Raw genomic sequence first — 18,474 nt, 5'->3', positions numbered from 1 at the left:
ACAGCTTGAGCGAACGCATGGCGCCCGCATCCTGACTGACTACCAACCGCCGTGACCTATTTCGCGACGATCACGCCCTGGGCCTGCTGGTGAAAATCGTCGAAGAACTTATATTCACCCGGCGACAGCGGCGCGATCACCACGAACGAGTCCGCGCCCGGCGCCAGCACTTTTTCCTTGCGCAACTGAACGCTTTCGAATTCAGCCGCGCCCTTGCCCGTATTGCGCACTTCAATCTTGATGCGCTGCCCGGCGGGTACTTCGATGCGCACCGGATTGAGCTTGCCATCCGTCATTTCCAGCTGGAAGGTCGGCAGGTCGGCGGCATGCGCCACGCCGACGAGCGAGGTGGTCATGGCGAGGATCGCAATCTTTCGGTTGACTCTCATTGGCCCTTTCTTTGGTAGAACCCAGCACGGCTGCACGCGGTGCCTACGCCGAAAGGCGCCGGCTGCCGCATGCACGCGCGTCAATCATCAATACCCGCCCTTCTTGCCGATACCGGCGTACGTGAAGTCGTACTCGAGCGTGAACGGCTTGAACCACGGACCCACACCGGTTTCCTTGTCGACGTGACGGCCGAAGGCCATATGGCCGGTTTGCATCGGCGGGGCGATGAAAAGCTTCAGGTGGTATTTGCCGGGACCTTGCAACTTGACGTTGTCGCCGTAGTGCGGGCCGTCGTCGGCGACCATTGCCATCATGTCGCCCTTCTGCGCCTGGGCCGAGCCGGCCTTCGTCAACTCGTAGCTCACCTGCAGATACGGCATCCAGTCCCCTTCGGCAAAGCCGGTCGGGTTGTTCTTGACCGCGTGGATGTCGGCTTCCAGGTGGACGTCCGAATCCGACGCCTTGCGCATCATGCCTTCCGGTTCCATCGTGATCGGCTGCAGGTACACTGCGCCGATCTCCATGCCGCCCTGAATCTGCTGCTTGCCAATGGGAAACTCAGCGGCGCCGGCCATGACGGCGGCCACCGCGGCGATAGCAGCTACGCCACCGCGCAAGAAAGAAGAAACCCGCATTGAAACTCCTTGTTTTTAGACTTGAGACGACGAAAACGAGGACCGGAAACTGAAACAGGCGCCCCACTTTCCCTTCGACCGGATTGGAACGGATTACGAACGTTAATGCGAACCATTCTCAATATTGGATCGAGTTTATCATCGTTCGCAGCGGGGGACAAATGCTTGCGCCGCAAAGCCCTTGTGGACAAAGGACTTACAGTCGAAGGGGCTTAAGCTGGAGTTAAGGCAGCGGCGCGCCGCCGGCCATGGCGCGGCGTGTGCCGTGCGGCGTGTACCGTGTGGCGGCTTGAAGGATGACGCGGCGGCGTCAGCGGAGAGGAAGTCGGACACGACAAGCCGGCCGCGCGGCAGAGCGCCCGCACAGCCAGCCTTGCTGCGGATCAGTCAGTGCCGGTCAGATGGTCACCGACATTCGCCCCGAACACGCGCTCACGCAGCAGCGCGAGTTGATCGCGCGTCTGGGCCGCCTTTTCGAATTCGAGATTTTTGGCGTGCTCCATCATCTGCTTTTCGAGGCGCTTGAGTTCCTTGGACAACTGCTTCTCCGACATGTCCTCGAACCTGGCGCGCTGTTGCTGCTCCTTGAGTTCGGCACGGGCTTCGTCGACGTTGTAGACACCGTCGATGATGTCCTTGATGCGCTTGACCACTCCGCGCGGCGTGATGCCCCTCTCGAGGTTGAAGGCAATCTGCTTGTTGCGGCGCCGCTCGGTTTCGTCGATCGCGCGGCGCATCGAATCGGTGATGCGGTCCGCATACAGAATGGCCTTGCCGTTCACGTTACGCGCGGCGCGCCCGATGGTTTGAATCAGCGAGCGCTCGGCACGCAGGAAGCCTTCCTTGTCCGCGTCGAGAATTGCCACCAGCGACACTTCCGGAATGTCCAGACCTTCGCGCAGCAGGTTGATCCCCACCAGCACGTCGAAGGTGCCCAGACGCAGATCGCGGATGATTTCGACGCGCTCGACCGTGTCGATGTCGCTATGCAGATAGCGCACCTTCACACCGTGATCGGCGAGGAATTCGGTCAGCTGCTCGGCCATGCGCTTGGTCAGCACCGTGACGAGCACGCGGTCGCCCGCTTTGACCCGTTCGTTGATTTCGGACAGCACGTCGTCGACCTGACTGCGCGCCGGACGCACCTCGATTTCCGGATCGACGAGGCCGGTGGGACGCACCAGCTGTTCGGCCACCTGCCCGGCCGTCTTCTGTTCGTAGTCGGCGGGCGTGGCCGAGACGAACACCACCTGGCGCATCTTGCGCTCGAATTCGTTGAACTTGAGCGGCCGGTTATCGAGCGCCGAAGGCAGCCGAAAACCGTAGTCGACCAGATTTTCCTTGCGCGCGCGGTCGCCGTTATACATGCCGTTCAACTGACCGATCAGCACATGAGATTCGTCGAGCATCATGAGCGCGTCGCCCGGCAGATAATCGACGAGGGTGGGCGGCGGCTCGCCGGGCGCGGCGCCCGAGAAGTGCCGCGAATAGTTCTCGATGCCCTTGCAGAAGCCCAGCTCCTGCAGCATTTCCAGATCGAAGCGGGTGCGCTGCTCGAGACGCTGCGCCTCCACCAGTTTGCCGTCCTTGTAGAAGAATTCGAGCCGCTCGCGCAGTTCCGCCTTGATGGTTTCGACTGCGCGCATCACGGTCTCGCGCGGCGTCACATAGTGCGACGACGGATACACCGTAAAACGCGGGATCTTCTGGCGCACACGGCCCGTTAGCGGATCGAACAGTTGCAGTGTTTCGATTTCATCGTCGAACAGCTCGACGCGCACCGCCATCTCGGCGTGTTCCGCCGGGAAGATGTCGATCGTGTCGCCGCGCACGCGGAACGCGCCGCGCTGGAACTCGGTTTCGTTACGGCTGTACTGCATCGCAATCAGCCGCGCGATGATGTCGCGCTGACCGATCCGGTCGCCGGCACGCAGCGTCAGGATCATCTGATGATATTCAGACGGATTGCCGATACCGTAGATGGCCGACACCGTGGCGACGATCACCACATCGCGCCGCTCCATCAGGCTCTTGGTGGCCGAAAGGCGCATCTGTTCGATGTGCTCGTTGATCGACGAGTCCTTTTCGATGAACAGGTCGCGCTGCGGCACGTACGCTTCCGGCTGATAGTAGTCATAGTAGGAGACGAAGTATTCGACCGCGTTACGCGGGAAGAACTCGCGGAACTCCGAGTACAACTGCGCGGCGAGCGTCTTGTTCGGCGCGAACACGATGGCCGGGCGGCCGAGGCGCGCAATCGTATTGGCCATCGTGAAGGTCTTGCCGGAACCCGTTACGCCCAGCAGCGTCTGGAACGACAGACCGTCTTCGACGCCTTCCACGAGGGTATTGATGGCGGTGGGCTGGTCGCCGGCGGGCGGATATGGCTGGTAAAGCTGGAACGGCGAGCCTTCGAACGTCACGAATTTCGACTCGTCGAGGGCGTCGTTGACTTCAGTCAGATGATGTTCGGACATGGATGCGGCACCAGGGCCTGGGCAAAGAACCATTCTAGCGGTTTGCGGGATCGCGGGCTGAGCGCCGGACGGACACGGGCCGGCGCTTTGCGGTTAGTTGCACGCGAGAGATGGGCAGGTTCTGCGCGGCTCCGGCCGTGATTCCCGTGCATGCGGGTGGTTCCCGTGCACGCGGGGACGCAGGCCTGTGGCGTGCAGATACTTCGGACGTTCCTGTTTTCTGAGCTTGTCGCGGCCCGGTTTTGGGCTTTCGTCACGGTGGCCGGCGCAGCGCTGCCCGCTTGACGGAAATGATGCCAAAGCGCTGTTTTTCAAGCGAATAATCCGTCTGTGCAGTCAGGACGCCCCGAAAATCGCCGTGAGATTCGTTACAATGGCATGCTGCGCTCGCTGCTGCCGGCCGGTGTCCGCACTCAGGACCCTGGCCCCGCTCACGCGCCCGTCGCCGGGCCGCGGCCACGCTCGAAGCCGACCCTCTTTTTACTACTGCCGAACCATCATGTCTCTGTTCTCCGCCGTCGAACTTGCGCCCCGCGACCCGATCCTGGGCCTGAACGAAGCCTTCAACACCGATACCCGCGCCACCAAGGTCAACCTTGGCGTGGGCGTGTACTTCAACGAAGAAGGCAAGATTCCGCTGCTGCGCGCCGTGCGCGACGCGGAAAAGGCCCGGGTCGAAGCGGCGCTGCCGCGCGGCTATCTGCCCATCGAAGGCATTGCCGCCTACGACGCCGCGGTGCAGAAGCTGCTGCTCGGCAATGATTCGCCGCTGATCGCCGCGGGCCGCGTGGTAACCGCGCAGGCGCTGGGCGGCACGGGTGCGCTGAAGATCGGCGCCGACTTCCTGAAACGCCTGAACCCGGGCGCCAAGGTCGCCATCAGCGACCCGAGCTGGGAAAACCACCGCGCGCTGTTTGAAAGCGCAGGTTTCGAAGTGATGTCGTACCCGTACTACGACGCGGCGACCAACGGCGTGAACTTCGAAGGCATGCTGACGGCGCTCAACAGCTATGCGGCCGGTACCGTCGTCGTGCTCCACGCATGCTGCCACAACCCAACCGGCGTCGATCTGACGGCCGCGCAGTGGCAACAGATCGTCGAAGTGGTCAAGGCGCGCCAACTGGTGCCGTTCCTCGACATCGCCTATCAAGGTTTCGGCGACAACATCGAAGCGGACGCTGCGGCGGTGCGCCTGTTCGCCCTGGCTGAATTGAACGTGTTCGTCTCGTCGTCGTTCTCGAAGTCGTTCTCGCTGTATGGCGAGCGCGTCGGCGCGCTGTCCATCATCACCAGCAGCAAGGAAGAAGCGGCGCGCGTGCTGTCGCAGCTCAAGCGCGTGATCCGCACGAATTATTCGAACCCGCCGACGCACGGCGGCTCGGTTGTCGCAGCCGTGCTCGGTTCGACGGAACTGCGCGCAACGTGGGAAACCGAACTGGGCGAAATGCGCGACCGCATTCGCGCAATGCGTAACGGTCTGGTCGAGCGTCTGAAGGCCAACGGCGTGGACCGCGACTTCAGCTTCGTGAACGCACAGCGCGGCATGTTCTCGTACTCAGGTCTGACGGCGTCGCAAGTGGACCGTCTGCGTGAAGAATTCGGCATCTACGCAGTGAGCACCGGCCGCATCTGCGTGGCCGCGCTGAACACGCGCAATCTCGATGCCGTGGCCAGCGCAATTGCTCAGGTTCTGAAGTAAGGCTGGTGACGGCCTGAAGCAGTACGCGGCCTTAGCAAAAAACGTAGCGGTCGAAAAAACGGCGCCCAGAAGATCTGGGCGCCGTTTTTATTTGCTGCATGTTTGCCGCATCTTCACCGGTCGTGAGGCAGCCAGTTCCAGTGCCGTCTCCACACCCGCATTGCAGCGGCGGGGCCGATAACGGTGCCCTGCAGAAACATCAGCGAGTATCGCGATGGATGTCGTGCGTGACGAACCCAGCGTCGTTATCGGGCATTGCCAGCCAGTCCGGCTGCACCAGCGACGCGCGGATGTCCTGCAAGCCGCTTTCCCAGTGTTCCTGCATGGTGGACAGGCCAAACTGGAAATCCTTGAAATGCCCTTCGTACTCCTTCTGCCGGTAGATCAGATGGATGACGTTGTAGCGCTTCGAACAGGATAGCTCGTCCGCCAGCTTGCACCACGGGTCGTCCCGATGTTCCGGTGCGACGCGGGTGAGCACCTCGCGCAACACATGCCTGAAGCGTTGTGACCGCTGCAACATGTCGGTCACGAGGCGCGTGCGACTCGAGTACTGAATGTCCTTCATACGACCCTGGACGTCGGTGATATTGTCCGGCACCGGTCCGATGGCGCTCCACAGATCCACCTGAAATGCGAGCGTGTCGTGACGGGGCGTGGTTTGCAATACTTCGTAGAGCGGCGTGTTCGACATCAAGCCGCCGTCCCAGTAGTACTGCCCGTCGATTTCCATGGCACCGAAACCGGGCGGCAACGCGCCCGACGCGATGAAATGCTCCGGCCGTAGCTTCATGCGCGTGTTGTCGAAGTACGCAAAGTTGCCGGTACCGACATTCACCGCACCCACCGAGACACGCGTTTCACCCGAGTTGATCCGGTCGAAATCGCACAGTTTTTCGAGTGTCTCCTTCATGGGCGACGTATCGTAGTAACTGGCGTCTTGCGGCGGCCCGGATAGGGTTGGCAGGGGCGGCGGGAAGCGCGGCACAAAAAAGCCCTTCTGCCCCTGGACGATCGCCCCGGTTGCCTGCAATGCGGTGAATGCCTTGCGAACCGAATCAGCCGAATTGAACAGCGCGTGTTCGATGAACGGCGGCAACGGCGGTGCGTACGCCGGCTGACAAATCGTCTCCCAGAATTCGAGCAACCGCGTCACGCGATGCTCCGGCGCATTGCCCGCGATGATCGCCGTATTTAACGCGCCGATCGAAATGCCGGCAATCCAGTTGGGCGTAATGCCCGCTTCGTGAAGGCCCTGATAAACGCCGGCCTGGTAGGCGCCCAGTGCGCCCCCTCCTTGCAGCATCAGCGCGACGGTTTCGTACTGCGGCACCTCGAGATGCCGGTCGGCGCGAACGCCGGCCGCTGCAACGGCATGCTCGCCGTCGCCGTCCCCCACAGTGCCGGCACGCGCCCGCTTGACATTGCGTTGCGCCATGACCGCCCCCTTATTGCATGAACCAGCCGTGACTCACGATGAAGGACTGACCGGTCAATGCCGCGCTCGGGAAGGTCGACAGGAACAGCACGGTTTGCGCAACGTCTTCCACCGTGGTGAAGACGCCGTCCACGGTGCCGCCGAGCATGACGTTGCGAATCACCTCGGCCTCGCTGATGCCGAGCTCTTTGGCCTGCTCAGGAATCTGCTTGTCGACGAGCGGTGTGCGCACGAAACCCGGACAGACTACGTGCGAGCGCACGTTGTGTTTCGCGCCTTCCTTCGCCAGCACGCGCGCGAGGCCGAGCAAGGCGTGCTTGGCAGCAACATATGCCGACTTCAGCGGCGATGCTTCGTGCGAGTGAACCGAACCCATGTAGATCACGATGCCGCCGCGATCGTCCTTGTACATGTGCTTCAATGCCGCCTTGGTGGTAAGAAAGGCGCCATCGACGTGGATAGCCTGCATCTTCTTCCAGTCTGAAAATGCATAGTTCTCGATCGGATTGACGATCTGAATGCGGGCGTTTGAGATCAGGATGTCAACCGATCCGAGTTCCGCCGCGACCCTGTCGATACCCTGATTGACCGCCTCTTCGCTGGTGACGTCCATTGCCACGCCAATCGCCTTGCCGCCGGCCTTTTTGATCTCTTCAGCAACAGCGTTAGCGCCATCCTGGTTCAGATCGGCAATCGCAATGGCCGCGCCCGCTGCCGACAAGGTCAGCGCGATCTGCTTGCCGATTCCGCTCGCCGCGCCCGTAACGACCGCGACCTTGCCATTCAGATTCGTGTTTAGTGACGACATCCAGAGCCTCCATACGGTTGATGAGCAATGACACCACGGCGCACAGGCGGCGTAAAGCTGACCAAACGGCATAGGCCATTCAGACGAATGCTGCACTGCGGCCAACGATGCTATTGTGCATGAAGCCTGTGAAACACAGCGGGAAATCGCACAGCGAACCGTATCTCTTTAAACTATGTGTTTTCGGGGTAATTCCGCTGACAGGAAGGGATGCCCGTTGCATCACCTTGCAAGGAGAAATGCATGAACTATCGACGTCTCGGCCGTTCCGGTCTGCAGGTCAGTGAACTGTCCATCGGTTCCTGGGTTACGTATGGCAACCAGGTGGATCGCCGGGCGGCACGCGAATCACTGGCGGCCGCACGCGACGCGGGGGTCAACTTCTTCGACAACGCCGAGGTGTATGCCGGCGGCCAATCCGAAGAAATCATGGGTCACGCGCTGAAGGAACTGGCCTGGCCGCGCATCAGCTATGTGGTGTCGACCAAGTTTTTCTGGGGCCTGCAGGAGGCGCCGAACCAGTATCACACGCTGAACCGCAAGTACTTGCTGAACGCCATTGACACCTCGCTGCAGCGCCTGCAACTCGACTACGTGGATCTGGTGTTCTGCCATCGTCCCGATCCCAACACACCTGTGGAGGAAACGGTCTGGGCGATGAGCGACATGATCACGCGCGGCAAGGCGCTCTACTGGGGCACCTCGGAATGGAGCGCTGACGAGATTCGGGCGGCGTACGAAATCGCCGAACGGCATCACCTTCACAAGCCTGTCATGGAACAGCCACAGTACAACCTGTTCCACCGCAAGCGCGTCGAACAGGAATACAAGCGGCTCTATGAAGACATCGGCCTTGGCTTGACGACGTGGAGCCCACTGGCTTCAGGCCTGTTGACCGGCAAGTACCGTGATGGCGTGCCAGCTGATAGCCGCGCTCAACTGCAGGGCTACGACTGGCTGCGCCAGCAGGTGACGGACGCAGGCAAGAACAGCGTGGTGGCCAAGCTCGGCGGTGTGGCGGACGAATTGGGGTGCACGGTCGGCCAGCTCGCGATTGCGTGGATTCTCAAGAACCCGCATGTCAGCACGGTCATCACCGGCGCGTCGCGCGTGGAGCAGATCGCCGAGAACATGAAAGCGCAGGAAGTGGCCGCGAAAATCACGCCAGAGGTGAAGCTGAAGATCGAAGAGATCGTCGGCGACGCTTACGCGTGAACGTGTGATTGGGGGCGGTAGTCAGCCCACATAGGGTGCCCTACGGCGCGCGCGGTCCGCTTGCGGAAATGATCGGAGCCGCGGCGGATTCGGAGTGCAAGGCGGCCTCGCGTACAATACGCGACCGCATTGCACGTGCGCACCGCTCGCGCAGCGAATCGCGATTACGGATCCCAAACCGGGAGTCAGCCGTGCCGCCCGTTCCGGGCACCGACTTAGACCGGCACGCCCTCTTTCGAGTCTCATTTCATCATGCTTAGCTACCGCCACGCCTTTCACGCAGGCAATCATGCCGACGTCCTGAAGCACGCCGTCGTCGTGCAGCTGCTGCGCTACCTTGCCCAGAAAGACAAGGCCTACTGGTACATCGACACGCACGCGGGCGCCGGCGTCTATTCACTGAAGGAAGGCTATGCGACCAAGACGGGCGAATTCGAGACCGGCATCGGCAAGCTGTGGGGGCGCAACGATCTGCCGCCAATGCTGGCCGACTATGTCGACGAGGTGGCCGCGCTCAATGCAGACGGTAATCTGCGTTTCTACCCCGGTTCGCCGTACCTCGCCTGGCGGCTGATGCGCGAACAGGACCGCATGCGCCTGTTCGAGCTGCACAGCACTGAAATCGACGTGCTGCAGCACAACTTCCGCGATGCCGGACGGCGCGCCATGCTATATGCGGGAGACGGCTTCGATGGCGTCAAGGCCTTGCTGCCGCCACCGCCGCGACGCGCACTGGTGCTGATCGATCCGTCGTTTGAAGACAAGCGAGACTACTCGCGCACGCTGAACTGCGTCGAGGAAAGTCTCAAGCGCTTTGCCACCGGAACCTATGCGGTGTGGTATCCGCAAGTGACACGCCCCGAGTCGCAACGTTTTCCCGACCAGTTAAAGAAGCTTCAGGAGCGCAACTGGTTGCATGTCACGCTGACTGTCAGCAATCCGCCTTCGGACGGTTTTGGCCTGTTCGGCAGCGGCATGTTCATCCTGAACCCGCCGTACACGCTGGCGAAGACGCTCAAGGACACGATGCCGTGGCTGGTTCAGGCGTTGGGACAAGACAAGGCTGCGCAATTCAAGCTGGAACATCGCGGCGATTGATTGCACGGCTCCGGCTACGCGACGCGGAAAATCAGCGTCGCGCACGCGCAGGAGCCGTTTGCACCGACCTCAGGCGCGCTTTCTCAACACACACGCTTTCCTAAAGCGTTCCCGCCTTGGTAAATCACTAACCTACTGTTGCGGCGGTGCCGGACGTGGCTGCGGCTTCGGACGTGGCGTCGGCGTACCGCCCCCGCGAGGCAACTGGATATAAGGCTCGACGATCAACGGCCCGGAAGAATTCGGCGCCAATTCGGTTGGCGACGCGATCGGCTGCGCCTGCACGATCCGCTGGTGCGAAAGCGGCGCGGTCTGAAGCACGGTGCCGCCCTGGCCGTCGCTGATGCCGTGCTGCGTATCGAGTATCAGCGGCTGACCGCCGGAGGCGGCGAACGCGGCGGGCGCCGACAGCGAGAGCGTGGTGAAGAGTACCGGAACGACAGCGCCCTGCAAGATGCGAATCAGACGGACTGGAAGCATGAGCGGACCGCGAAAAGGGTGAAAGGGCCGGAAAACACAGAATACGCAGAATGCGCAAAAAACGCTTTACCTTACCGCGGTGGCAACGTTCAAGCTAGTCCATATTGAACGAAACGTGAAGGGAAGCCAGCGAGTGACTCATCAAACGCCAACGCAGGGTCCAGATGTGACAAAGCCCCGTCTATACGGGGCCTGCTGTACAACTCGACTGCTTTTCAACAGCGACTGCGCCGCTGCGCGCTGCAAGTCAAACCTGCTTCGGATGCCCTTACAGCGAGTAGCCGTTCGTTTCGAGCGAACGGATGCGCTGTTCGAGCTGAACGATATCCGACGACGACGCAAGGTAAGCCTCACGACGGCTACGTTCTGCGGTTTCAAACCAGGTGCTCAGCTTTTCAAGGATGTACGCAAACATGATGTTCTCCAAGGATCAGAAATGAATCCCCGGTGGATTGGGCATCAGGGATTTCCCTTATGAAGGGTTAACCCCGATTATAGACCTTTGGAGCACGCTGCCTAGTGAAATGCACGAATGACGTGCATTCCGTTTTGGAATGGTGCATCTTAATTTCCGATTCAACCCTCTGATTTTTATGGAATTAAGAAAACTAAATCTCTCGAATCGAAATGAACGAGTGCAAAGATGCACCATATCAGTGCAATCAGGCTTCCGGAGTGCGGTAGTTCCAGGCCCGGGTTGCACCTCTTCAAGGTCAGGCGCTGTGGCACGACTGCCTGGAGGCCATTTCCGGATCGGCCAGACCTTCGATGATCGGACAATCGGGCCGCGCGTCGCCGTGGCAATGATCGGCAAGATGCGACAGCGTGTCGCGCATTTCCGTGAGTTCGGCAATGCGGCGATCCAGATCCGCCACGTGCTCCAGAGCGATTGCCTTCACTTCGGCGCTCGCCCGCGACCGGTCCTGCCACAGTGCCAGCAGACGGCGAATGTCCTCGACGAGGAAGCCCAGACGACGCGCCTGGCGGATAAAGCGCAACGAGTGCACTTCCTGTTGACCGTAAACACGGTATCCAGCCGTCGTACGGGCTTTTGCTGCCAGCAGGCCGACACTTTCGTAATAGCGAATCATCTTCGCCGTGACGCCCGACGCGCGGGCCGCTTCACCAATGTTCATGACCGTTTCCCTTGTCGACCCGAGGTAACGCTTCAGCGCCAACCTGGGTCCCGTGCAACTCGTTTGCAATGTGTGCCGATCCTACACCTTCCCACGGTGGCAAGGTCAGCCACTCAAGTACGAACGGGCGCGCATAATTATTCAACCATGCAGTATTCACTTTCCAGATAGAGGCAAAGCAGATGACGATCGAATTTCAGGTAGAAGGCATGAGCTGCCAGCACTGCGTGGCGGCGGTAACCAACGCAATCCGCGAACAGGACGCCGCCGCACAGGTCAAGGTTGACCTGGCCGCCGGCCGCGTGGCGGTCGATTCGGTGCAATCGGCAGATACGCTCAAAGCTGCCATCGACGAGGCCGGATATACGGTCGTCGGCACATCCAACGCTCATTAAGGCGAACGCGCGCATGTTCAAGGTCGTGGTCATCGGCGCGTCCGGCTTGCTCGGCCGCGCCCTCGTTGACGAGCTGGCGCAGCAGGCGGGGTGGCAAGTCGTTGCAACCACGTTCCGGCGGCCCGGCTCGCAAACTGTCACTCTCGACATTCGCGATCAACCGGCGGTCGCGCAGTTTATCGGGCGCGAGGCGCCGGACGCCGTTGTCATTGCGGCGGCGGAACGTCGTCCGGATATCTGCGAACATGATCCTGCGCTTGCCCGGGCGTTAAACGTCGACGCGGTCCGCACGCTGGCCGCGGCGGCGCAGCAGTGTGGCGCGTGGGTGCTGTCCATCTCCACCGATTACGTGTTCGACGGCACTCACCCACCCTACCGTGACGACGCGCAGCCCTCGCCGCTCAATGCTTACGGCCACAGCAAGCTGGAAGGCGAGCGAGCGCTCACTGAGACAACCGGGTTCGGCTGTGTGCTGCGTTTGCCGCTGCTGTATGGGCCGATTGTCGATTGGGCGGAATCGGCGGTGACCAGTCTGGTACCGGCCATCGCAGCATCGGCAAGCGCGTCGGCCGACACAAAGCCTGCCGTGATGGATGCGTGGGCGATCCGTTATCCGACCTTCACGCCCGATGTCGCCCTGGTGATCCGTCAGATGCTGGAACGGCACGCGCGTGGCGAAGCGATTCGCGGCATCGTGCAATGGTCGGGCGACGAACCGATGACCAAATACGAGATTGCGATACGCCTCGCCGAAGCGCTGCAAGTCGAAGCGCGGCTCACGCCGCAGCACACGCCGACGGATGCGACGCCTCGCCCACACAACTGCCATCTGGATTCAAACCGGCTCGAAACACTGGGCATTGGCCGACGCACGCCGTTCGACACGGCAATCCGGCAAGTGCTGACGAAGTTTCCCTGGCGCGGTAGCGCCTGACGCCGCAAAGCCGGGACGCCGCAGAAAAAGCATGGCTTCAGCAGAAATCCCTGCTGGTGGACTGTAGTCCGCCCAGCAGATGCGACATATCGGCAAGCCGGTGCGCAACGAGATGGCGCACTTCCCCTTCGCACTGCCAGACGCCGTACACCGCGAGCAGCGACGCGCCCAGCACCTCCTTGCGCTGCTTCTCGAGCAGACCCGGCCACACGATCACATTGACGTTGCCGGTCTCGTCTTCGAGTGTCATGAAGATCACGCCTTTCGCCGTACCCGGCCGCTGCCGGACCGTGACGATCCCGCAAGCACGCGCCAGTCGTCCATCAGGATAGCTGCGCAACGTCGCCGCCGGCATCAGCCGATTGGCCAGCAATTGCGGCCTTAACAATTCCAGCGGATGACGGCCGAGCGTCAGCCCCGTGGACCGGTAGTCCGCAACGATCTCATTCGCCTCCGATGGCGCGCCCAGTGCCGGCGTATCGTCCTCCACGGCGGCGACAGCCAGCATGTCCTTGTCGGCCACGGCGGCAACCGAATGCCACAATGCCTCACGACGATTGCCCGCGAGCGCGGCCAGCGCATTCGCGTCGGCCAGCACGTGCAGATCGTGCCGGTCGAGTTGTGCGCGCCGCGCGAGGTCATGCACGCTCCTGAACGGCCGCACCGCGCGCGAAATCTCAATGCGTTCCGCGGCGCCGTCTCTCATGCCGCGCAGCAACGACAGGCCAAGACGGACTGCCGGCCGTTGCGCTCCTTCGAGCGATTCGAGCGTCGAGTCCCAGCCGCTGACAGTCACATCCACCGGCAACACTTTGACGCCATGCCGCTGCGCATCCTGCACGAGTTGCGACGGCGAGTAGAAGCCCATGGGTTGACTGTTGAGCATGGCGGCGAGAAATGCCTCAGGCTCATGACACTTCAACCAGCTGCTCGTATAGACGAGCAAGGCGAAACTCGCCGCGTGACTCTCCGGGAAACCATATTCGCCAAAGCCCTTGATCTGCTCGAAGATCGCCTCGGCGAAGCTGCGCTCGTAGCCGCGTTCCAGCATTCCATTGACGATGCGGTCGTAGTACTTCTCCAGGCCGCCCTTGCGTTTCCATGCGGCCATCGCACGGCGCAGCTGGTCTGCTTCGCCTGACGTGAAGCCGGCCGCGATCATCGCTACCTGCATCACCTGCTCCTGGAAAATCGGCACACCCATCGTGCGTCCCAGTGCGACTTTCAGATCTTCGCTCGGATAAATTTCCGGTTCCAGGTTCTGCCGCCGGCGTAGATACGGATGCACCGCGCCGCCCTGAATCGGACCAGGACGCACGATGGCTACCTCGATGACGAGGTCGTAGTATTCACGCGGTCGCAAGCGCGGCAACATGCTCATCTGCGCACGCGACTCGATCTGGAACACGCCGATCGTATCGGCCCGGCAAATCATGTCGTAGGTCTTTTCGTCGCCCTCGGGTATGTCCTGCATCTCAAGGCGCTCGCCGCGCCGTGCCGATACGAGATCCAGCGTGCGCCGGATCGCCGACAGCATGCCGAGTGCAAGCACGTCCACCTTGAGAAGTCCGAGCGATTCAAGATCGTCCTTGTCCCATTCGATCACCGAGCGATCCGCCATCGCCGCGTTCTCCACCGGCACGAGACGCGTGAGCTTGCCGCGGCTGATCACAAAGCCGCCGGAATGCTGCGACAGATGCCGGGGGAAGTTGAGCAGTTGCGAGGCCAGCTTCGCCCAGGCCTGAATCAGCGGCTTTTCAGGGTTGAGACCCGACTCTTCGAAGCGCTTAAGCAGGTCCTGACTGTTATCGAACCAGTGATGCGACTTCGCGACCGCATCGACAATCTGCGCATCGATCCCGAGCGCCTTGCCCGTCTCGCGCAGCGCACCACGCGGCCGGTAGGTGGACACCGCCGCCGCAATCGCCGCGCGATCACGCCCGTATTTGTTATAGATGTACTGGATGACCTCTTCGCGCCGCTGATGCTCGAAGTCCACGTCGATATCCGGCGGCTCGCCGCGCTCTTTGGAAATGAAACGCCCGAACAGCATGTTGCTGCGCGCCGGATCCACCTCGGTGATGGTCAGGCAATAGCACACGACCGAGTTGGCCGCCGACCCTCGCCCCTGACACAGAATGTGCTGGCTGCGCGCATAACGGACGATGTCATAGACCGTCAGGAAATACGGCTCGTATTCCAGCTCCGCGATGACGCTCAGTTCGGCTTCGATCTGCTCCTGAACCTTGTACGGAATGCCGGAAGGAAACCGCCGCTGTGCGCCGATATAGGTCTCTTGACGTAGATATTCGGTAGGCGTGAAGCCTTCAGGCACGAGTTCGTCAGGATATTCGTAACGCAGCTGATCGAGCGAAAACGCACAGCGGCCGAGCACGCTGATCGTCTCGCGCACGCTCTGCTCAGGATAAAGATTGGCAATGCGCAGCCGCGAGCGCAGATGCTGCTCCGCGTTAGGCGCGAGATCGTAACCGCATTCATGCACGGGCCTGCCGACGCGGATTGCCGTCATCGTGTCCTGCAACGGCTTGCGCGAACGCACGTGCATCACGACATTGCCGAGCGCGACGACCGGCACGTTCTGACGCTCCGCGACATACTCGACTGCACCGCGATGGATATCGTCCATCGCGCGCTGATGCAGCACAAGACCGACCCACGCGCGATCGGGAAAGGTTTCATCCATCCATTCGATTTGCGCTTCCAGGGCTTCTTCCCTGGCGGGAAAGTTGGGCACCAGAATCGCGAGGCAATCGGGCATGCCGCGCAGATGCGCATTGTCGCGATCCGGTCGCGACAGGTCATGAGGGGTCAGCCGGTACTCACCCTTCGGCGCGCGGGTTCGCGCAAGCGTGATCAGCTCCGACAGGTTGCCGTAGCCCTCGCGATTCTGCGCGAGCAGAATCAGTCCGAACGCCGGCGAGCTATCTGCATTGCGCAACTGAAAATACGAGCCAATGATGAGCGGGAAACCTTTTTCCTTCGCGGCAACGTGCGCACGCACGACGCCCGCAAGCGAACATTCGTCAGTGACGGCGAGCCCCGCATAACCTAGCTGCGCGGCGCGCTCGACGAGTTCCTCCGCATGCGACGCGCCATGCAGGAACGTGAAATTGGAAAAACAGAACAGCTCGGCGTAGGCCGGCAACGGGGTGAAGGTCGTGTCCATGGCGCGTCATCCGAACAGACCGTGAAGAAACCAGCGCGGCTCTTCTTCGGCATCGCGGCTACTGACACGCTCGCGGTAAATCCAGTAGCAGCTGCGATCCTCGGCTTGCGCGACGAAGTAGTCACGCGTGACGAGTTCGCCATCGAACCAGCCGGCTTCAATACGCTCACCCGGCGACATCATCCGTAGCGGCGAGCCATAGAACGGTCGATGCTGACGCATCAAAAGACGCACCGGCGTGGCCAGCATCCACGTGGGACGCGGCAGATTCACCGGCAGCACGATCTTCTTCGCCGCCTGACTGACCGGCACCCAACGGTTCGCAACTTCCGGCCGGTAATCCGCGGTTGGCGCAGGACGCAGCACGTTTTCGTCGCCTAGACGCGCTATCAGCAGTTCAATCAGACGCGCGTGGTCTTCCGGCGAGCCGCCCGGCTCTGGAAAAAGACTGTCCGTAGCGGGCACGGCCGAATCGACCTTCGATGCATCGAGCCGCAATGCAATGGCCGGCGCCGCCAGTTCCACGCGATGCAACCGCTCCTTGAGCAAACGCAACAGATGCTCTTCGCGCCAGGTCGGCTCGCCCAGCGCGATTTCGATCAACGTCGGCGGCAGCGCTTGCCTGCCCCGCTCATGTTCGATGGATAGCGTGATCGCGGACACCGCCAGTTGCTTCGCGCACAGCCAGCCGCACAACTGCACGATCAGCCGATGCGCGGCAAACACCGCGCCATCCGCATTCTCGAGACGGTCAGGCAATTCGATGCGCGCGGAAAAAGTAGGCGGCAACTCGAGCCAGTCGAATAGCTCCGGAGCAGTACCGAACGCACGATCCAGTGAATCCAGCAGATGTTCGCCGCAACGACGCTGCAAACCCGCGCGCGGCAAACGGCGCACGTCCGCGATGGTTTCGCAGCCCAAGCCCGTGAACCAGTCGGCGAACGGACGGATTTCGGACACCGCGAACATCGGCAGTGGCGACAGCACGCGTTCGAGCGAAGCGAGTTGCAGTACGCGCTGATTGCCGTGCCTGGCCAGCAGCCATGCACCCTGCCCGGTCGGCGCCGCACTGATGCGCGCGGTCAGGCCGAAGGTAGTGAGCATCGCCTTCGCTTGCCGGCACAGCGACAGCAGCCCACCGAAAAGCCGCAGGCTTGCGCCGACTTCGACGATCACCGCTGCTTCATCGAGCAACGCCACATCCGGCGAAAACTTCATCAGCGCCGTGCCGACTTCGCTTTGCGCCGCAACTTCGCGTGCGATGTCACGCTCGTACAGCGCGGTTTCCGGCGATAGCGTCAGCACGCCGCCGCGCTTCATGCCGGGCAACACGCCGGCGGCACGTGCCGCGTTGTCGGCACTCACTACCTTGTCTTTCTCGAGCACGGCACTGCCAAATGCCAGCTCAGGCAGCCACCTCGGTCGGAAGACTTCGAGGGACAACTTCGGCAAGTGGACGGCGAGAAAGACGCGCATGACGGGAAAACAGAACTGGAGTGGGTTGAAGGGAAATCGACAGAGGTTCCGCGCGTGTTGGACCTCGTCGTTTCACGATATCGACCATCAGACCTTCTGCGGCCGGTCGCAACGCTAGCCGCAGCAAAGCCGGCGATGAATCCTGAGCCGCCGTAAGCGGCCGGACCATGATGAACAGCGTCTCGGATGACTGTGCGGCCAGATGCAAACGCCGCAGCGATGAAGACTGCGCGTGTTGCGCCCACAGAATCAGCGCGCCACAACTGCCGGCACGCAGAATCTGCTCGGCCGACCAGAGGGCATCCGAAGTGTTCGACGCCTTGATTTGCAACAGACAATCAAGCGCCAGTCCGATATATCCCAGTCCCAATCCGTCCGGGCTATGCGGCGGCTGGACCAGCGCGATCGGCCGCTCGCCGAGCTCGCTCAGCGCGGGCCGTAAGAGCCGCAATTCACCGACGCCAGGCTGCTGAACCAGCAGATCGATCAGCGAGCCGACTGGCCAGCCGCCTCCTGGCAACTCCGCCGACAGTGCGGGATAGCCCGTTTCGAGCATGCGCCCCCGCCCCCGTGCGAGCTGTGAAGCCCGCCAGAGCGATGGATGTATCTCTTCGGCGCTGATAGCGATGGCTGGCATTGCGTGTGGGATAAACCTGTATATTTATACAGTATCCTACACGCAAAATCCCTGTCCTGAACGGGTACTTTTAGACAGGGAGAAAATGGGTGTAGCGGCGAAGCGATGCAATTTTTCGGCGTTTTTGCGCGAAAATGAATGCTATTAGCAGATGATGCCGTGGATTTTTGGCATTGCAGAGGACCACATATGAACGCGGCAGGCCCGCCCGACGATGTGTACCGGTTGAGTATTTGTACAGTGTTTTTGAGCACCGTTACGGCGGTAGTCAGAGATTGCGGGAGGTTTCGAGTAGCTCTGAACGTGTCCGGTGGGGTTTTTCGGCGCGGTAAACGCAGAAACCCCACCGTTGCGGGGTGGGGTTTCTGATGCTGCTGGGGAGCCTGACGATTACCTACTTTCACACGGGCAATCCGCACTATCATCGGCGTGGAGTCGTTTCACGGTCCTGTTCGGGATGGGAAGGGGT

At 61.4% G+C, this 18,474-nt stretch carries 16 protein-coding genes and 1 rRNA gene; 5 read left to right on the top strand and 12 right to left on the bottom strand.

Annotation, left to right across the window (positions count from 1 at the left end; all coding sequences use genetic code 11):
• Positions 1–56 precede the first annotated feature (56 nt).
• The 3 genes from VGH41_RS16855 to uvrB form a co-directional block, all read right to left on the bottom strand.
• Entirely contained in the window at positions 57–389 is a 333-nt protein-coding gene (locus VGH41_RS16855; RefSeq protein WP_331598636.1) for a cupredoxin domain-containing protein, read from the bottom strand.
• Positions 390–476: 87 nt separating this feature from the next.
• Positions 477–1,025: an iron transporter gene (locus tag VGH41_RS16850; RefSeq protein WP_331598635.1), complete on the bottom strand. Its 549-nt coding sequence runs from the start codon at positions 1,023–1,025 to the stop codon at positions 477–479.
• 383 nt (positions 1,026–1,408) lie between these two features.
• On the bottom strand, positions 1,409–3,502 hold the full coding sequence (gene uvrB / locus VGH41_RS16845; protein ID WP_331598634.1) for an excinuclease ABC subunit UvrB: 2,094 nt from the start codon (positions 3,500–3,502) through the stop codon (positions 1,409–1,411).
• Positions 3,503–4,001: 499 nt separating this feature from the next.
• Between uvrB and VGH41_RS16840 the strand changes: the two genes are divergently transcribed.
• Complete coding sequence (locus tag VGH41_RS16840; RefSeq protein WP_331598633.1) at positions 4,002–5,201, top strand: amino acid aminotransferase; 1,200 nt, start codon at positions 4,002–4,004, stop codon at positions 5,199–5,201.
• 199 nt (positions 5,202–5,400) lie between these two features.
• Here the strand turns inward: VGH41_RS16840 and VGH41_RS16835 are convergent, their stop codons facing one another.
• Together VGH41_RS16835 and VGH41_RS16830 are read right to left on the bottom strand one after the other, a co-directional pair.
• Complete coding sequence (locus tag VGH41_RS16835; RefSeq protein WP_331598632.1) at positions 5,401–6,639, bottom strand: patatin-like phospholipase family protein; 1,239 nt, start codon at positions 6,637–6,639, stop codon at positions 5,401–5,403.
• A gap of 10 nt (positions 6,640–6,649) precedes the next feature.
• A complete protein-coding gene (locus VGH41_RS16830) occupies positions 6,650–7,447 on the bottom strand; it encodes a 3-hydroxybutyrate dehydrogenase (RefSeq protein ID WP_331598631.1) in 798 nt (265 codons plus the stop codon).
• A 243-nt stretch (positions 7,448–7,690) separates the two neighbouring features.
• Between VGH41_RS16830 and VGH41_RS16825 the strand changes: the two genes are divergently transcribed.
• Both VGH41_RS16825 and VGH41_RS16820 read left to right on the top strand, forming a co-directional pair.
• Entirely contained in the window at positions 7,691–8,662 is a 972-nt protein-coding gene (locus tag VGH41_RS16825; protein WP_331598630.1) for an aldo/keto reductase, read from the top strand.
• A 252-nt stretch (positions 8,663–8,914) separates the two neighbouring features.
• Positions 8,915–9,760, top strand: coding sequence for a 23S rRNA (adenine(2030)-N(6))-methyltransferase RlmJ (locus VGH41_RS16820; protein WP_331598629.1), 846 nt, complete (start codon positions 8,915–8,917; stop codon positions 9,758–9,760).
• Positions 9,761–9,892: 132 nt separating this feature from the next.
• Here VGH41_RS16820 and VGH41_RS16815 read toward each other — a convergent pair whose 3' ends face one another.
• The 3 genes from VGH41_RS16815 to cueR form a co-directional block, all read right to left on the bottom strand.
• Positions 9,893–10,240 (bottom strand): hypothetical protein, encoded by a 348-nt coding sequence (locus VGH41_RS16815; protein WP_331598628.1) that lies wholly within the window; start codon positions 10,238–10,240, stop codon positions 9,893–9,895.
• 268 nt (positions 10,241–10,508) lie between these two features.
• On the bottom strand, positions 10,509–10,655 hold the full coding sequence (locus tag VGH41_RS16810; protein WP_331598627.1) for a DUF3563 family protein: 147 nt from the start codon (positions 10,653–10,655) through the stop codon (positions 10,509–10,511).
• A gap of 298 nt (positions 10,656–10,953) precedes the next feature.
• Positions 10,954–11,376 (bottom strand): Cu(I)-responsive transcriptional regulator, encoded by a 423-nt coding sequence (gene cueR, locus VGH41_RS16805; RefSeq protein ID WP_331598626.1) that lies wholly within the window; start codon positions 11,374–11,376, stop codon positions 10,954–10,956.
• Positions 11,377–11,558: 182 nt separating this feature from the next.
• On the opposite strand from cueR, the gene VGH41_RS16800 reads away from it, so the two are divergent.
• Entirely contained in the window at positions 11,559–11,771 is a 213-nt protein-coding gene (locus VGH41_RS16800) for a heavy-metal-associated domain-containing protein (RefSeq protein ID WP_331598625.1), read from the top strand.
• 13 nt (positions 11,772–11,784) lie between these two features.
• Entirely contained in the window at positions 11,785–12,705 is a 921-nt protein-coding gene (locus tag VGH41_RS16795; RefSeq protein ID WP_331598624.1) for an SDR family oxidoreductase, read from the top strand.
• 37 nt (positions 12,706–12,742) lie between these two features.
• Here VGH41_RS16795 and VGH41_RS16790 read toward each other — a convergent pair whose 3' ends face one another.
• The 4 genes from VGH41_RS16790 to rrf form a co-directional block, all read right to left on the bottom strand.
• On the bottom strand, positions 12,743–15,892 hold the full coding sequence (locus VGH41_RS16790) for an error-prone DNA polymerase (protein ID WP_331598623.1): 3,150 nt from the start codon (positions 15,890–15,892) through the stop codon (positions 12,743–12,745).
• Positions 15,893–15,898: 6 nt separating this feature from the next.
• Positions 15,899–17,368, bottom strand: coding sequence for a DNA polymerase Y family protein (locus VGH41_RS16785; protein WP_331598622.1), 1,470 nt, complete (start codon positions 17,366–17,368; stop codon positions 15,899–15,901).
• A complete protein-coding gene (imuA, locus tag VGH41_RS16780) occupies positions 17,298–18,005 on the bottom strand; it encodes a translesion DNA synthesis-associated protein ImuA (RefSeq protein ID WP_331598621.1) in 708 nt (235 codons plus the stop codon). Before imuA ends, VGH41_RS16785 begins: the two co-directional genes overlap by 71 nt.
• Positions 18,006–18,386: 381 nt before the next feature.
• Positions 18,387–18,474 (bottom strand): 5S ribosomal RNA (gene rrf / locus VGH41_RS26655); the annotation flags it as partial.

The sequence above is a fragment of the Paraburkholderia sp. genome (genome assembly GCF_036488795.1).
In the GTDB taxonomy this organism is placed as follows: Bacteria; Pseudomonadota; Gammaproteobacteria; order Burkholderiales; family Burkholderiaceae; genus Paraburkholderia.
The sequence above is the reverse complement of the archived record's forward strand: the minus strand, read 5'-3'. Positions and strand labels throughout refer to the sequence as shown.

Coding starts and splice junctions, on each gene's coding strand:
- imuA (WP_331598621.1), bottom strand. CDS start 18,005: ATGCCAGCCATCGCTATCAGCGCCGAAGAGATACATCCATCGCTCTGG.
- VGH41_RS16850 (WP_331598635.1), bottom strand. CDS start 1,025: ATGCGGGTTTCTTCTTTCTTGCGCGGTGGCGTAGCTGCTATCGCCGCG.
- VGH41_RS16830 (WP_331598631.1), bottom strand. CDS start 7,447: ATGTCGTCACTAAACACGAATCTGAATGGCAAGGTCGCGGTCGTTACG.
- uvrB (WP_331598634.1), bottom strand. CDS start 3,502: ATGTCCGAACATCATCTGACTGAAGTCAACGACGCCCTCGACGAGTCG.
- VGH41_RS16840 (WP_331598633.1), top strand. CDS start 4,002: ATGTCTCTGTTCTCCGCCGTCGAACTTGCGCCCCGCGACCCGATCCTG.
- VGH41_RS16800 (WP_331598625.1), top strand. CDS start 11,559: ATGACGATCGAATTTCAGGTAGAAGGCATGAGCTGCCAGCACTGCGTG.
- VGH41_RS16815 (WP_331598628.1), bottom strand. CDS start 10,240: ATGCTTCCAGTCCGTCTGATTCGCATCTTGCAGGGCGCTGTCGTTCCG.
- VGH41_RS16820 (WP_331598629.1), top strand. CDS start 8,915: ATGCTTAGCTACCGCCACGCCTTTCACGCAGGCAATCATGCCGACGTC.
- VGH41_RS16855 (WP_331598636.1), bottom strand. CDS start 389: ATGAGAGTCAACCGAAAGATTGCGATCCTCGCCATGACCACCTCGCTC.
- VGH41_RS16825 (WP_331598630.1), top strand. CDS start 7,691: ATGAACTATCGACGTCTCGGCCGTTCCGGTCTGCAGGTCAGTGAACTG.
- VGH41_RS16795 (WP_331598624.1), top strand. CDS start 11,785: ATGTTCAAGGTCGTGGTCATCGGCGCGTCCGGCTTGCTCGGCCGCGCC.
- VGH41_RS16785 (WP_331598622.1), bottom strand. CDS start 17,368: ATGCGCGTCTTTCTCGCCGTCCACTTGCCGAAGTTGTCCCTCGAAGTC.
- VGH41_RS16810 (WP_331598627.1), bottom strand. CDS start 10,655: ATGTTTGCGTACATCCTTGAAAAGCTGAGCACCTGGTTTGAAACCGCA.
- VGH41_RS16835 (WP_331598632.1), bottom strand. CDS start 6,639: ATGGCGCAACGCAATGTCAAGCGGGCGCGTGCCGGCACTGTGGGGGAC.
- VGH41_RS16790 (WP_331598623.1), bottom strand. CDS start 15,892: ATGGACACGACCTTCACCCCGTTGCCGGCCTACGCCGAGCTGTTCTGT.
- cueR (WP_331598626.1), bottom strand. CDS start 11,376: ATGAACATTGGTGAAGCGGCCCGCGCGTCGGGCGTCACGGCGAAGATG.